Source organism: Robiginitomaculum antarcticum DSM 21748 (genome assembly GCF_000365025.1).
In the GTDB taxonomy this organism is placed as follows: Bacteria; Pseudomonadota; Alphaproteobacteria; order Caulobacterales; family Maricaulaceae; genus Robiginitomaculum; species Robiginitomaculum antarcticum.
Window position 1 is genome coordinate 1,282,085 of the sequence record NZ_KB823011.1, and the last position, 14,877, is coordinate 1,296,961.

Here is a 14,877-nt window from a genome sequence, read left to right on the forward strand (position 1 = left end):
TATGTCGTAACTCAAAATGCCCTATGGCGAGAAACGTCTAATCTAATGACAATCATGGCTTGAGGATATTTCGCCGGTGACAAGCTCGCGCCGCGCCTGCTTGATGATAGAATAAGAGCTTTTCAAAAATAATGAGGCCAGCAAGATCGCCACCACCAGATCAGGCCATGCCGCGCCGGATACAAAGACCATAATGCCGGCGATTATAACCCCTACATTTCCGATCGCGTCATTGCGCGAGCACAGCCAGACTGAGCGGATATTGGCATCGCCATCGCGCCATCGCATCAATATGACCAGACTCAGGAGATTGGCAGCCAGCGCAACCGCGCCGACAAGGCCCATAATTTGCGGGGCGGGGACGCCTCCGGCGAAGAATTTCCAAAATGTTGTGCCTAAAACGATTAGCGCGATAATAGCTAGCGACACGCCTTTGAACATGGCGGCTTTGGACCGCGTCGCCAGCGGCGCGCCGATAACGGCCAAACTTATGCCATAAGTTGCCGTATCGCTTCCGAAATCCAGCGCGTCAGCCAGCAAAGCCTGTGAGCCAATTTGGATACCGATAATAATCTCGGCAATAAACATAATGCCGTTAATAGCGATCACTATAAGCAAGGCGCGTTTATAGGCCGGGGACATGCCCGTAAATGTACTCGTATGTGACGTGCCGCAGGATTCGCTCATAGGGACTGCCTAACATGCATATTGCCGCGCGCCTATTGCGCGGTGAAGGTAAAATAATGCGGAATGCGCCCTTCGCGGGTCGCTTTTTTCTGATAGCGCGTTCCGGGCCAGCCCGTATAGGGTGTTAGGAAATCCGCCTTGCTATCAGGCGAAAAGCCAAACCCGCTATGGGCGTCGATACGGGTCAGCGTCCAATCGACATAATCGAGAATATCGCTGGCAAAACACAAAAATCCGCCCGGCTTAATCAAGCCGTGAATTTGCGTGATAAACTCCTTGGACATGATCCGGCGCTTATTATGCCGTGATTTGGGCCAAGGGTCGGGGAAAAGTATATACATACCGTCCAGACTGTGACGGCCCATAGCGGGAAAAAGATCGCGGACATCTCCGTGATAAAGCCGGATATTGTCGAGACCGCCGCGGTCAATGCCGGCGCAGGCCTTGGCCACACCGTTTAAAAACGGCTCCGCGCCGATATAAGCATTGCGCGGATTTTCCGAAGCGCGGTGCAATATATGTTCGGCCGCCCCGAAGCCGATCTCGAGATAGCGCGAGTCAAATTGCTCCAGCCCGTACAGAGGGGCGTCAACGCTCACGCTGATGTCGGGCAGAAGCGTCTCGATCAACCCGCTTTGATAAGCGGAGAGCGGTTTGCCTTTGGCGCGGCCATAAAGGCGGTTTGCGGTATCAGGAATTTGGGCAAGTGCAGACATACGGGTCCGTTAATCTAAACCGGGCATCAAATAAACAGACGTCAGACTTTATTTATCATCATCTTCGGATAGAGAGCGGGCCAATTCCAAAATCCGGCGGCGCACGGCGCGGCTTTTAATTTTGGACACCGCCATAGCCAGGGCAACGCCGTCGGTTGATTTTATAAAATCATAGACAATCGGCATTTGCTCATCTTCAGCAAAATTCATATCACCTTCATTGCCGCCCAAGCCTTCGAAGAAATATTGCACAGGAACATCCATAACCTGCGCCATTTTAAACAGACGGCTGGCACCGACGCGGTTTGTCCCGCGCTCATATTTTTGAACTTGCTGAAAGGTGACGCCCAGAGCATCGCCGAGTTTTTCCTGGCTGAATTTAAGAACTTTGCGGCGGATACGCACACGGGATCCGACGTGAACATCGACGGGATTGGCTGAACGCGGGGCGTGTGGTGATTTTTTCATATCGATCTTCTAAATGCTGAGTGATCTCTGCGGGGCGCAATATGTATGTGGCAGACATAAATTGCTGGGTTCAAAACAGAGAACTTTTGTAGAGCAAAAACGTTCCGAACATCACTCATATGCTTAACCTAAGTAAACGAAAATGCAAGCTCTGAACTATCAGTATATACTAAACCTAATGAAACTTAAATATAAATGGCTCATAAAGGAGCGGGTAAAACAGTATCAATTACAGTTAATGCATAAGGCGATGTGTCATTTAACCGGCGTCCCAAGGGATCAATAACGCCTGACACACCATTAGACGCGCTGCGCACCACCGGAAGTCCGGTCTCAATCGCCCGGTATCGCACCTGATTTAAATGCTGCCACGGTCCTGTCGAGCGGCCATACCAGGCGTCGTTAGAAATATTGAGAATATAGTCAGGTTGCGGCTCAGTCGATAAATCCGTGAAGCCCGGAAAAATAATCTCATAGCAGATCTGCGCGCTGGCGGGCGGAAGGCCGGGCGGGGCGAACAGTCCTGTCTCGCCTTTTGTGAAGCTGGCCACGGCGGCGGATAAGGTCGGCATATCGAGTTTTTCAATTAACCCGCCGCCCGGAAAATATTCGCCGAAAGGCACAAGCCTGCGCTTGTCATAAAGCGCGCTCAGGCCGGCAGAGCCGTCAGCGCCAACTGTAATGGCGGCCATGGAATTGTAATAGCGTCCCTCAAGGTCGCGCCGGGTGACGCCAAGTACTAATGTCTGTCCCGGACGCAGGGCCGATACAATCGCGTCCATGACCTCACGGCGTTCCAGCACCAATCCCGGGATCGCGCCTTCGGGCCAAATAATTACGTCGATCGTATCCAAACCTGCGCTGCGCGTAAGTTCAGTATAGCGCGTCACGATCTCATTATAATACTCCGGATCAAATTTGCGGGTTTGGTCGATTGCGGCCTGCACGACACGAATATTTAAATCCGTCATCTCAACATCACTATGAGTGTTAAGGCGCATATGGCCCCACACAAATAGTCCGGCAAAAACCGCGAGACACACTGTCGGGGCGACGAAGTGTTTGCGAGTGTCAATGAGCGCCGGGCCAAAGGCCGCGCCCAGCAATAGGGTCAGCAGAGTGAGGCCGTAAATCCCGAACAGGCTCGCGCTTTGGGATATGGGGTTTCCGCCTTCGAAAATATATCCCGGCAGATTCCACGGAAAGCCCGTCAGAATATGTCCGCGCAGCCATTCCGCAGCCCCTATAACCACCGCAAATATGAGCGCGCTCACCCCAAGATGTGTAACGCGAAGACGGGCATATAAGGACGCAGCGAAAGCCCAGAATAAAGATAGTAAGGCCGGCAGAACCACAACACAAAGCGGCATGATCCACACATAAACTCCGCCGCGCACTAAAAATGCGCTACCGATCCAGTATAGCCCGGCCAGAAAATAGCCAAAAGCAAAGGCCCATCCGCTCCAGAACACAGCGCGTTTTGGGCGATCATCCCAGCGGCTCACCGCGTCAATGCGAATCCAAAACAGAGCAAAACTCAGGATAAATGCGGGGGCGATGAAAAACGGTGCGTGACCTAAAACGCTGATGGCGCCCAGCAAGATAAGCAAAAAGAACGGCCCGCGCCCGCGCGCCGTCTGCCACCTCGTCAGCGCCCCCTGAAACATAATTATTCGGCGGGCCGGGTCGGCCGTACGCGCAGGCGTTTGACGCGCCGCGGATCGGCATCAAGAACTTCAAATTCAATGCCGTAAGGATGGGCGATAACTTCGCCGCGCTCGGGCACGCGTCCGGCCATGGTAAAGACCAGACCGCCCAGCGTATCAACATCATCTTCCTGCTCATCTGTGGCGATTTCGCGTCCGAATTTATCTTCAAAATCCGTAATAGCCGCGCGGGCTTCGACGTCCCAGACTGCGCCCATATTGGTTTCGCCAATACAGATCATTTCCGGCTCGCCGTCGCTATGCTCGTCTTCGATATCGCCGACAATTTGCTCCATCAAATCTTCGAGTGTGACGAGGCCGTCCGTGCCGCCATATTCATCCACGACTATGGCCATATGCACACGTTTGGCCTGCATCCGGCGCAGCAAATCCTGCGCCAGCATGGAGGGCGGGACATAAAGGACAGGCCGTTTAATAGATTTCAGGATTTTGCGCTCAGGATAAGTCTTGGCTGTTCGCCCGCGGGCATTAAACGCCAGATAAGGCAGCAAATCTTTGATATGCACCATGCCTGTTGGCTCGTCGAGATTTTCCCGAAACACCGGGAGCCGTGAATGGGAGGCCGTGGTAAAGGCAGCGGTTAAATCCTTCAGGCCTGTATTTTGCTCTACAGCGATAATATCGGCGCGCGGAACCATAACATCGTCGACGCGAAGGACATGGAACTGCTCCGCGGCATATATCATATTTTTCTGTGAGGCGGCGCCAACGGATTCAGGCGCGTCGCTTATTGCGGCGCGAGGCCCCAATAGCCGCGAAAAGAACCGTTTATCAGTCTCTTTTCCGGCTTCTGGCGACATTTGCGGCGCGTCAATGTCAGACATAGTTTTCCTCATAGGGGTTAGCCAAACCCAAATGGGTCATGGCCTTGGTCTCGAGCCCTTCCATAATGTTGGCGGCTTCGTCTGTATCGTGGTCATATCCCGATAAATGTAAATATCCGTGAATAATTAAATGAGTCAAATGCTCGCCGGCGCTAATGCCTTTGTTTTGTGCCTGCTTCGCAACGGTCTCGCGGGCCAGGGCGATATCGCCTAGAATATATCCGTCATCATAGGCCGGGCCGGTTGCCGGAAAGGACAGCACATTGGTCGGCTTATCCTGACCGCGATAGTCACGGTTTAATGTCCGGACTTGACAGTCGCTCATCAAGGCTATGGACAGCTCCGCTCTCGGCGCGCGGCCCAAAACATCACAGGCGGCCTGAACCGCGCCGGCAATACGCGGGACGTAATCCGGGACAAACGCCGTCCATTTCGGGTCAGAGACAGCAATATCGATTAAATCTGAGAGGGTGGGCATTATAGGTTCAGCAGGGCCGATTTGGCATCCTTTTCATAGGCTTCAACGATACGTCCGACAAGCGGGTGGCGGACCACATCACTGGCTTCAAATGTGATGGCGTCTATATTTTTGATATTCTGTAAAATGCCTAAAGCATGAGCGAGGCCGGATTGCGTGCCGCGCGGCAGGTCGGACTGGCTGGGATCGCCCGTAACGGCATAGGTGGCGCGCTCGCCAAGCCGGGTCAGCACCATTTTCATCTGCGCAATCGTCGCGTTTTGCGCTTCGTCAATGACGACAAAAGCATCCGATAATGTGCGGCCGCGCATAAAGGCCAGCGGCGCGACTTCGATCTCGCCGGACAGCTTGCGCCGCTCGGTCTCTTCGCGGCCCAAAGTCATATAAAGCGCGTCCCAGATGGGCTGCATATAGGGATCGACTTTCTCGTTCAAATCACCGGGAAGAAAGCCAAGATTTTCGCCTGCTTCGACAGCGGGGCGGCAGGCGATAAAGCGGCTAATCTCTCCGCGCGCCAGCAGGCTCGCGCCATAAGCGGTCGCCAGAAATGTTTTACCGGTCCCCGCCGGGCCAACCCCAAAGACGATCGTATTCGTACGCATGGATTTAATAAATTTTTCCTGACGCGGGGTTTTCGGCACGATCGGCCGGCGGCGCGGAAAGGGAATAACGGCTTCGACCGCGGCGGCGGCGACTTTGCCTTTACCGACGGCTTTAATCAGGGCGCGGACATCGCCCGGCCCGGCCGGCCAGCCGCGCTGCAGCCGCGCATAAAGCTCGCGCACAATCTCTGCCGCGCGTGCGCGCGACGGCCCGTCGCCATTAATCGTGACCGACGCGCCGGGCGCTTCGAGATAAACGTCAAAGGCGTCCTCGATCAGAGCCAGATTGGCGTGTCCGGCTCCGGCCATATCGCGCACCAATCCTGCATCGTCAAATTCTAGTGTATCTGTGGCTTTGCTCATGGACTCGTATGTAAGGGCACAGCGCCGTTTATGCCAGAGGTCTTATGCGCTTATTGCGGTAATGTTTCCACATGGCGGGACAAGGCGAACAGCGCATCTTGCTCTTGTGCGCGGTTAGACATGGCGACGAAACTATAGCTGCCGTCCATGGCATATATAGCAACAACATTTGTCGCGCCATTTGAGCCTGACTGCCAGGAATAGAGCTTCTCCGGCGCGCCGTCATAAGCGGTGACGCGGCCGCCATAGGCATAATTCTCGTCGGGGGTCGTGATCGTATTAAATCGGGTCAGCCCGTCCGCGCCGATGATCTTGCCGTCATAAAGCGCCTCGAAAAAGTCGAGCATGTCTGCGCCATTTGTATAGGTTCCGCCGCCAATCATGACCGGAAGAGGATAGTCGCCTGTATGGTTTTCATCATCATTGTCATAGCCGACGGCGACATCGAAATCGCCGACGTCCTTGCCATCCAGATCCATGGTGAAAACGCCGCTGCGTGTCATGCCGGCCGGGCGGAAAACATATTTATTTAAGACATTGGCATAGCTCTGGCCGCTGACGGTTTCGATAATGTGATGTATGACAACCCAATTGGTGATGTTATAATCAAAGGCGCTTCCCGGCGTAAAGTCGAGATCGCCTTGAGCATAGGCGCTCACCGCCTGTCCCAACGTCATATCTATGCCCAGCTCTTCATCCGTGGCTTTGGAATTGATTTGCAGCCGTTTGGGCAGGCTGCCGATAAGGGCGCGAAAGCCTTCGGGAAGGCCGGAGCGGTTGGTCAGTAAATCGGCGACGGTGATTTGCCCGCCCGTATCGGCGCGGTACTCCGGCAGATATGTCGTGATTGGCGCGTCCAGATCAATCACGCCCTCATCGGCCATCGCGAATATAGCGGCGGAGGCGAATAATTTATCGATAGAGCCAGTTTGAAATACGCTCTGCTCCGTTAGCCATGTTTGCCGGCGTAAATCGGCAATGCCTTTGGCATAACGGAAATCATTTTGCCCCGCGCGCCGCACAGCAATAACGCCGTTAAAGTCATTCTCCTGCACCCATTTTTTGACATAGCTGTCCAGCGCCGCTTGCGTGGCTAAGCCGGGCTGCGCCGACGCGCTGCTCTCGAATATTGAGCCTGACCCATTGCAAGCTGACAGGGATAATGCAGCCGCGCAAATGGACGTAATTAAAATGGATTTCATGATCGCCTCCTCAAAAGTCGAGGTGCCGGCGATCAGCTAGACCCGCAAATTCATCGGTGGCGATGAATTTATCCTAGCGCTTGGCACTTAAGTTATTATCGTTTTTCGATAAGGATCAAATCACGCTTTGTAAAGTAGTTTTTTGAAAATATAGATACTTTGTTGCTCTATCCATATTTTTATAACTCTAAATCCGCCATAAAACCGCGCCTTTTAAAAGACTAATCCCCGCCTTTCAAACCTGACCTATATTCAAACTGTTCTTATCTCACGGGGCAGGCAAGCGATCGTTGGCTGGCTGGGGGTGAGACGGTGTTGGAGCAAACCACGGCGTGACGAAACGTGGGGCGCTTCGCCAGTGAGAGCTAGAACGGCGAAACCCGGCTCATGGCCGCTGGCAGAGACATTGCTGTGCTGCGTCTTTGTGGAAAAGGGCGCATGTCGAAAGCTTGGGATCACATTCAAGCTGGCGGCAGGGAGTTTGATAAACGAAACGCTTTTTTACTTTTGGTCACCCAGTTTACCTTAGTCCCGCACAGACGCCCTACTAAAACAACAATAAGAGACAAAAAAGTGAGATAGACAACACACCAAACACCCGGTCATTCAGAGGGGCGCAGCCCCGAAGAATCCATACCTAGATTTTGAATTATATGCTTAACTGATAATCCTAGACTTGGATCCTTCGCCGCTTTGCGGCTCTGGATGACAGGGCGGGATGTGCGTTTGGCTGACGCTAAGCGAGGACGCCCCTGGGCTCAGAAGTAATTATACCTACCTATTTGCCAAAATAATTGTGGTAATAGCGAGAACTGCTTTAGTAGGAGACGCTACGTATTGTAGCGGGTGTGCAGCCTATACGTCTCAGGAACTTCTCGAATTCTTTGCTCAGATCCTCATGCATCTCACCGACCAAGAATTGGTAATCTTCGACACACTTTTTTGCCATACTTTCTGTAATTCGTTGAGGTTTTTCTTTGATTCTATCACAATTGTGAATGCAGTCATTTCTACGTTGGTAATGTTTAGCAAACAAGTTTCGGAAAGTCTTACCTGCATTTTTTTTAGCCGAACTTTTTTGAGTAGCCCCCAGCGATCTATATGTACGTGAGGTAATCCCATAATGGCGTTTTTTTACACGTTGGTTATGTATCCAAGAAATAATTTTATCGTCGGTCAATGCCTTGGGCATGTTAGGTTCGTAAAATACGTTGAACTTCTTTTTTACAGAATTTAGGGAAAGAAAACTTTCTTTTTCCATAATTAATCGCGAACCAATGCGGTATCCTAATCCACTAGTCCCTCTGCTAGCTATTATGCTGATCGGAAACATGACATTAAAAATTCCATCTGGAACTTCCAGATTTGATTCTCTTTGCATAGCGCGCAATGTTCTGGAAATAAGGTCGACGTAAGCTTTGCAAAAAAAAGCATCTGACGCCCCGACTGCCATCATGATGGCAGCTCGCCAAACATCTTGTCGAGCGACTTCATCACTAAAGTTTGAGCTCTGAGTTAATAACGTGAATGCTCTACTAATATCATTTTCAAAATGATTAAGAGAGGTCTTTAGTACGTGTTTTGGCAATTCAGTATAATCCCCACATTTATAGCAATTAGCTAATATGGTGTTGAAGAGCTTGTCAATATTTCGGAGAGATGCTTAGCGACTAAGCTAGGAGGCCCGTCAGGCTGTTGCGTCCGGCGTCGGTGATTTTAACCTGTACAATTTGTCCGACCGTCTCCGGTCCGGCGGCGAAATGCGTGCCTTGCAGATAAGGCGCGCGGCCAAAGACAGTGCCGTCATTTTTAGCAGATACATTTTCGACCAAGACCGGCAGTGTCTTGCCAATCAGGCTTTGGTTAAATTCGGTTTGCTGCTTTGCGAGCAGCTCTTGAAGACGGGTCAGGCGCTCTGATTTTACGTCTTCAGGCACTTGATTGTCCATGTCCGCGCCGGGCGTACCGGGACGGATAGAATATTTAAAGCTAAACGCGCTGCCATATCCGATCTCGCGCACGGCGGTCATGGTGGCTTCGAAATCCTCATCCGTCTCGCCGGGGAAGCCGACGATGAAATCAGACGACAGCGCGAGGTCAGGACGGGCGGCGCGGATGCGCGCAATTAAGTCGCGATAATGGGCGTAACTATGGCCGCGGTTCATGGATTTGAGGATTTTGTCGCTCCCGGACTGCAGCGGCAAATGCAGATACGGCATTAATTTGGACTCTGTGCCATGCGCCGCGATCAGCGCCTCGTCCATGTCGCGCGGATGCGAGGTGGTAAAGCGGATGCGCTCTATCCCGCCGATTTTGGCGACATGGGCGATAAGCTCGCCAAGGCCGAACTCGTCTTGGGTGCTACCGGCTGGCGCGGGGCCGTGATAGGCGTTGACGTTTTGGCCTAACAGCGTGACTTCGCGGACGCCTTGGGCCGCAAGACCGCGAATTTCGGCCACGATCTGGTCAACCGGGCGGGAGACTTCCGCGCCCCGCGTATAAGGCACCACGCAGAATGTGCAAAATTTATCACAGCCTTCCTGGATGGTCACAAAGGCGGCAAAGCCTTTGATCATGCGCTCTACGGGAAGCTCATCAAATTTTTCTAACGTATCGAACTGCGTCTCTAAAACTTCGTCATTGCTGCGGGCTAGGCGCGCAATCATTTCAGGCAGCTTGTGATATGTCTGCGGGCCGAGAACCATATCGACAACAGGCGCGCGGCGAGTGATCTCCGCGCCTTCGGCCTGGGCCACACATCCGGCCACAGCGACGGTCATCGTGCCCTCGCCGGATGCGTCTTTTTCCTCTTTCATTTTACGAATGCGGCCTAACTCAGAATAGACTTTTTCGGCGGCTTTTTCGCGAATATGACATGTATTGAGGATCACCAAATCCGCGCCCTCAGCGCTGTCGATCGGCGCGTAGCCAATCGGGGCCAAAATATCGGCCATACGCTGGCTGTCATAGACATTCATCTGGCAGCCATAGGTTTTGATGAAGACTTTTTTAGTGTTGGGGCCGGCGGGCGCAACGTCAAGGGTATTGGCCACGACGACATCTTTGGCCGCAAGCTCCTGCTTACGCGCGCTCACTTTGCGCTTGCTGTCTATGTCTAATGTCTTGGCCATCAGGCGCTCTCATCATCACGGCGGTAGGCGCGCGATAAAGCGCAAATGCGCCGCCAATGCAAGCGGTAGGGACAGACCCTATTTAAGGCGGGCGGCGAAAAAGCCTTTAATATCGGTCGGTCTTGTTTGGACGGGGCGCGCGATATTCGAACTTGTCAGAATTCTTTTTAATTTAATTTCAATTTTTTTTAAGTCTCACTTATGAGTTGGAACTCCATGCATTGCGCAGTCTACCTGCCTATGCCAAAACGCGCTCTGATTTGCATTCCCAATGTCAAAAAATGAAAGCCCGTCATGGCCACACCTCCTGCGAAGAAGCGCCCTAACACTATATCCCAAGCCGTGCCTGATCTATCTGTCGTTATTCCTGTTTATAATGAAGAGGATAATGTCGGGCCGCTGGCGCGCGAAGTGGATGCGGCGCTGTCTCATATTAACCACGAAATTGTTTTTGTGAATGATTGTAGCACGGATGCGACGCTGGCTAATCTTACCGCATTAAAAAAAGAATTACCGCAACTTCGCGCCGTGTCCCACCGCGCTAATGCCGGACAATCGCGGTCCGTACGCACCGGTATTTTAGCGGCCAAGGGGGCAGTAATCGCGACGCTGGACGGAGATATGCAAAATGTTCCCGCGGATATTCCGGCGCTTTATGCGCGGCTCACATCGCCCGATGCCCCCAAGGCATTGGCGCTCATTGGCGGGGACCGCACGGCGGGGCGCAAAGATACATGGTCAAAGAAACTGGGTAGCCGGATCGGCAACGGCATTCGCAAGAAACTCCTTAACGATGACTGTAATGATACGGGGTGCGGGTTGAAAGTGTTCAAGCGCGCCGCGTTTTTGCGGCTTCCCTATTTTGACCATATTCACCGTTATCTTCCCGCGCTGATGAACCGCGAGGGATATAGGTGCGAATTTATGCCGGTCAATCACCGCGCGCGCGAACATGGGGTATCCAAATACACTAATTTCGGACGGCTCATGGTGAGCTTTGCCGATCTACGCGGCGTAATGTGGCTCAATAAACGCGCCCGCAATCCTGAAGGCTGGGACGAGGCTTGACCTCTCCCAGAATGAAAATGGGATGAGAAGTCTGTTGGGGCGGTTCTGAATAGACGCGGCTATTGGCTCTAGCTCAGCCCTAATAGTTCGGCATTGCCGCCAATCGCTGCCGTATTAATTGTGATGACTTTCTCAGTGACAAAATAATGCAGATCATCTGGCAGAGGCGCGCGCTTTGCGTCCGAGATAAAGAAACGCAGAATAATTGCGCCCTCGCGATTTGCGAGTTTGCGGTTTAGCTCAACCACATTGTCTGCGGGGCCGGCATAAACAATCCCGTCAATATCCTGCGGTAGTTTTTCGTAATTATCAGCGATGATAACGACATTACCCGCCAGCGTGGCGCAATAGGCCATATCATCGGCTATGACTTGAAATTTCGGCGCGCCGCAGAGCACGGCGATGGTGCCTTTGGGCGCGTAGGAGAGGCGGTTATCCTCTCCTGTCGGGCCGGGCAGGGGCGTCTCTGCCAGTTCAATCTTGGCCAGACCTTCGCGCCAGACCATAGACGGATCGGTGAGCTCCGCCGCCGTAACATTCATAAATCGCGGCAGGTAATGCGGCCCGCCCGCCTTGGGCCCCGTCCCGGACAGGCCGCGCCCGCCAAAGGGCTGCACCCCGACAACAGCGCCGACCTGGTCGCGATTGACATAGACATTTCCGACGCGAACGGCCTTTGCAATGCGGGTACACGTCGCGTCAATGCGGCTTTGCACGCCAAAGGTCAGGCCGTAACCGGAGGCGTTTATATCGGAGATAACCGCATCCAGCTTGGATGCTTTGAACCGCGCCACATGCAAGACGGGGCCGAATTGTTCTTCGACGAGATCTGTGATGCCGCCCACTTTGATCAGCGTTGGGGCAACAAATGTTCCCGCGTCACAGGCCGCGTCCATCGCCGTTTGATAGACGATATTATTTTTATGCGCCTGAATATGCGCGTCTAATTTGGATTTAGCCTGCGCGTCAATGACGGGGCCGATATCGGCGGCGCGCGGACGCGGGTCGCCCAAACGCAGCTGCGCCATCATGCCCGTAATCATCGGGACAACACGGTCATAAATCTCGTCTTGCAGATAGAGAATGCGCGCCGAAGAGCAGCGCTGCCCCGCGCTGTGAAAGGCGCTGCGCACGGCGTCGACGGCAACCTGTTCGGGCAGGGCCGTGCTGTCCACGATCATGGCGTTCAGCCCTCCCGTCTCGGCAATGACAATAGCAGGCGCTGCGTCGCGCGCGGCGAGGCTTTGATTGATCTTGCGCGCTGTGTTGGTGGATCCGGTAAAGGCCAGCCCGTCAATGGCGGGATGGGCCGTGATCGTCTGGCCCAGATCGGGCCCGCCCGGCGCGAAAATATAGCGGTCTTTCGGCAAGCCCGCATCCATCATATGGCGGCTGGCGGCATAAGCGATGAGCGGCGTTTGCTGCGCGGGTTTGGCGATCACGCGGTTTGCGCCCAGTAATGCGGCGACGACCTGGCCTAGGAAAATGGCGAGCGGGAAATTCCACGGTGAGATACAGGCAAATGTGCCGCGCGGTGCGTAGTCCAGCGATACGCTTTGGCCATTTGAGCCGATAAAGCTGTCTGGCAAGGCTTCAAGCTGATCCGCGTAATACCGGCAAAAATCGACAGCTTCTCGAATCTCGTCAATGCCGTCCTGCCATGTTTTGCCCGCCTCGCTTTGGCATAGCGCAATAAGCGCCGGCATATCGGCGTCCAGACGATCTGCAAGATCGCGCGCCCATACGGCGCGCTGCGCTACAGGCCAATCGCTTTTCACTTTTTTATCCAGCGCCGCCGTCACATCTTCCGGCTTGGCCCATATGACATGGCCTGCAATCTGGCTGTGATCAAAGGGGCACGGCAGGGGCTGAGCCTCGCCGCGCTTTTCTTTGCCAAGGATAATCGGTTTTGCGACCGGCTTGGTTTGCGCGGCTGTTTCTACGGCCTTGCGCAGCGGTTGCCACTGGCTTTCAATATCCAGATTTACGCCTCTGGAATTTTCCCGCCCGGGCAGAATATGAGCGGGTTTCGGAATCGGCGACAGGCTAAGATTAAGGTCATTGACCGGATGGGTTGTGAGCTCTCCAATCGGGGTCTGCGCGTCAATCAGACGGTGAACGAAAGAGCTATTGGCCCCGTTTTCAAGCAAGCGGCGCACCAGATAAGCGAGCAAATCTTTGTGGTGTCCTACGGGCGCATAGATGCATACATTGACGCCGAAGCGTTTTAGCACTTCGTCATACAGCGCGTCGCCCATTCCGTTCAGACGTTGAAATTCATAATTACGATCTTCGGGCGCCATAGCGCGGATGGCGGCAACGCTATGGGCATTATGAGTCGCAAATTGCGGGTATATAGCGCCCTCGGTTGCTTTGCTCAGCATGAAGCGCGCGCAGGCCAGATAGGATAAATCCGTCGCCGGTTTCTGCGTATAAACCGGATAATCGGGCAGGCCTTTTTGCTGTGATTTTTTAAGTTCGGCGTCCCAATAGGCGCCTTTGACAAGGCGCACGGGAATGCGCTGTTTGTGATATTTGGCGAGCGCCGTAATCCACGCCAGCACAGGCAGAGCGCGTTTGGAATAGGCCTGCACAACGATGCCCAGCTCGCCCCAGCCCAGCAGGTCAGGATCGGTAAAGAGTTGCTCATAGAGTTTAAGCGACAGCTCGAGCCGGTCGGCTTCCTCGGCGTCGATATTCACGCCAACGCCTTCGCTTCGCGCTTGAACCAGCAGACGTTTCACCCGCGCGGACATTTCGGTCATAACGCGGTCAGTTTGGGAGACGTCATAGCGCGGATGCAGGGCGGAGAGCTTGATTGAGATCGTCGCCGCGCGGTTTGTCTTGCCTTCATAGCGCTCTTTGCCCATGGCCGTAATCGCGGCAGCGTAGGCGGCTTCGTAGCGGCTGGCATCCTCTTCGGTCAGCGCCGCTTCGCCCAGCATATCGAAGCTGTGGCTGGCGCCTAGGTCGCGGTCTTTGCGCGCGCGTTTAAGCGCCTCGCCAATGGTCTGGCCGAGCACAAAATGACGGCCCATTATTTTCATCGCCTCGCGCATGGCTTTGCGGACGACGGGCTCGGAGGCATTATCAACCAGTTTGGAGAGTAGGCCCGCCCCCTGCTTTTTATCCAGCGTGACCACCTTGCCCGCCACCATTAAGCCCCATGTCGAAGCATTGGCGAAGAGGCTCTCGGATTGTCCGAGATGGGCGTTCCAATTGGCCCCGCCGATCTTGTCTTCAATCAGGGCGTCTGCCGTGTCCTTGTCGGGCACACGCAAAAGCGCTTCGGCCAGACACATCAGCAAAACGCCTTCGCGGGTATCCAGCGAATACTCTAAAAGAAGCGCGTCGATTTTATGCAGGCCTTCGCCGTTGTGACGCACGGCGGCAATCAACTCCCCGGCCAGTTCTTCAATCTGCTGTGCTTCATTGCCGCGCGGCGCCGCAAGCGGCGTAAGGCGGGTGAGCCAATCCGTTTCATCAACGTCATAATGCGCTGTCACCGATGGCCAGATGTCTTCGGGCGGGCGGTTCGTGAACTCGGTCTTGAGAACGTCTACAGGATTAAATGTCATATGCGCGCCCGAAAATGCGCTCGTGTCGGCGCG

The 14,877-nt window shown here is 53.9% G+C and carries 12 protein-coding genes; 1 reads left to right on the forward strand and 11 read right to left on the reverse strand.

Going from position 1 to position 14,877, the window contains the following annotated elements; translation table 11 throughout:
• Nucleotides 1-42: 42 nt before the first annotated feature.
• From H142_RS0106125 to miaB, 10 genes are all read right to left on the reverse strand, one after another.
• Nucleotides 43-687: a cation transporter gene (locus tag H142_RS0106125; protein ID WP_017931230.1), complete on the reverse strand. Its 645-nt coding sequence runs from the start codon at nucleotides 685-687 to the stop codon at nucleotides 43-45.
• Between the two features lie 32 nt (nucleotides 688-719).
• On the reverse strand, nucleotides 720-1,403 hold the full coding sequence (gene trmB / locus H142_RS0106130; protein ID WP_017931231.1) for a tRNA (guanosine(46)-N7)-methyltransferase TrmB: 684 nt from the start codon (nucleotides 1,401-1,403) through the stop codon (nucleotides 720-722).
• 48 nt (nucleotides 1,404-1,451) lie between these two features.
• Complete coding sequence (locus tag H142_RS0106135) at nucleotides 1,452-1,871, reverse strand: helix-turn-helix domain-containing protein (RefSeq protein ID WP_017931232.1); 420 nt, start codon at nucleotides 1,869-1,871, stop codon at nucleotides 1,452-1,454.
• 200 nt (nucleotides 1,872-2,071) lie between these two features.
• Complete coding sequence (gene lnt / locus H142_RS14610; protein WP_017931233.1) at nucleotides 2,072-3,538, reverse strand: apolipoprotein N-acyltransferase; 1,467 nt, start codon at nucleotides 3,536-3,538, stop codon at nucleotides 2,072-2,074.
• A 2-nt stretch (nucleotides 3,539-3,540) separates the two neighbouring features.
• Nucleotides 3,541-4,422, reverse strand: a complete 882-nt coding sequence (locus tag H142_RS0106145) for a hemolysin family protein (RefSeq protein WP_017931234.1) — start codon at nucleotides 4,420-4,422, stop codon at nucleotides 3,541-3,543.
• Nucleotides 4,415-4,900, reverse strand: coding sequence for an rRNA maturation RNase YbeY (gene ybeY, locus H142_RS0106150; protein WP_017931235.1), 486 nt, complete (start codon nucleotides 4,898-4,900; stop codon nucleotides 4,415-4,417). The genes H142_RS0106145 and ybeY overlap by 8 nt, the downstream gene beginning before the upstream one ends.
• Nucleotides 4,900-5,865, reverse strand: coding sequence for a PhoH family protein (locus tag H142_RS0106155; protein ID WP_017931236.1), 966 nt, complete (start codon nucleotides 5,863-5,865; stop codon nucleotides 4,900-4,902). The genes ybeY and H142_RS0106155 overlap by 1 nt, the downstream gene beginning before the upstream one ends.
• Nucleotides 5,866-5,915: 50 nt before the next feature.
• Nucleotides 5,916-7,067 carry a serine hydrolase domain-containing protein gene (locus H142_RS0106160; protein ID WP_017931237.1) on the reverse strand — a complete coding sequence of 384 codons (1,152 nt, stop codon included), beginning with the start codon at nucleotides 7,065-7,067 and terminating at the stop codon, nucleotides 5,916-5,918.
• A gap of 817 nt (nucleotides 7,068-7,884) precedes the next feature.
• Nucleotides 7,885-8,655: a hypothetical protein gene (locus H142_RS0106165; RefSeq protein ID WP_156811902.1), complete on the reverse strand. Its 771-nt coding sequence runs from the start codon at nucleotides 8,653-8,655 to the stop codon at nucleotides 7,885-7,887.
• Between the two features lie 82 nt (nucleotides 8,656-8,737).
• Nucleotides 8,738-10,198, reverse strand: a complete 1,461-nt coding sequence (gene miaB / locus H142_RS0106170; protein ID WP_017931239.1) for a tRNA (N6-isopentenyl adenosine(37)-C2)-methylthiotransferase MiaB — start codon at nucleotides 10,196-10,198, stop codon at nucleotides 8,738-8,740.
• Between the two features lie 294 nt (nucleotides 10,199-10,492).
• Between miaB and H142_RS0106175 the strand changes: the two genes are divergently transcribed.
• Entirely contained in the window at nucleotides 10,493-11,266 is a 774-nt protein-coding gene (locus H142_RS0106175; RefSeq protein WP_017931240.1) for a glycosyltransferase family 2 protein, read from the forward strand.
• Nucleotides 11,267-11,334: 68 nt separating this feature from the next.
• On the opposite strand, the gene putA is transcribed toward H142_RS0106175, so the two are convergent.
• Nucleotides 11,335-14,844, reverse strand: a complete 3,510-nt coding sequence (gene putA, locus H142_RS14615) for a bifunctional proline dehydrogenase/L-glutamate gamma-semialdehyde dehydrogenase PutA (protein ID WP_156811903.1) — start codon at nucleotides 14,842-14,844, stop codon at nucleotides 11,335-11,337.
• Nucleotides 14,845-14,877 lie beyond the last annotated feature (33 nt).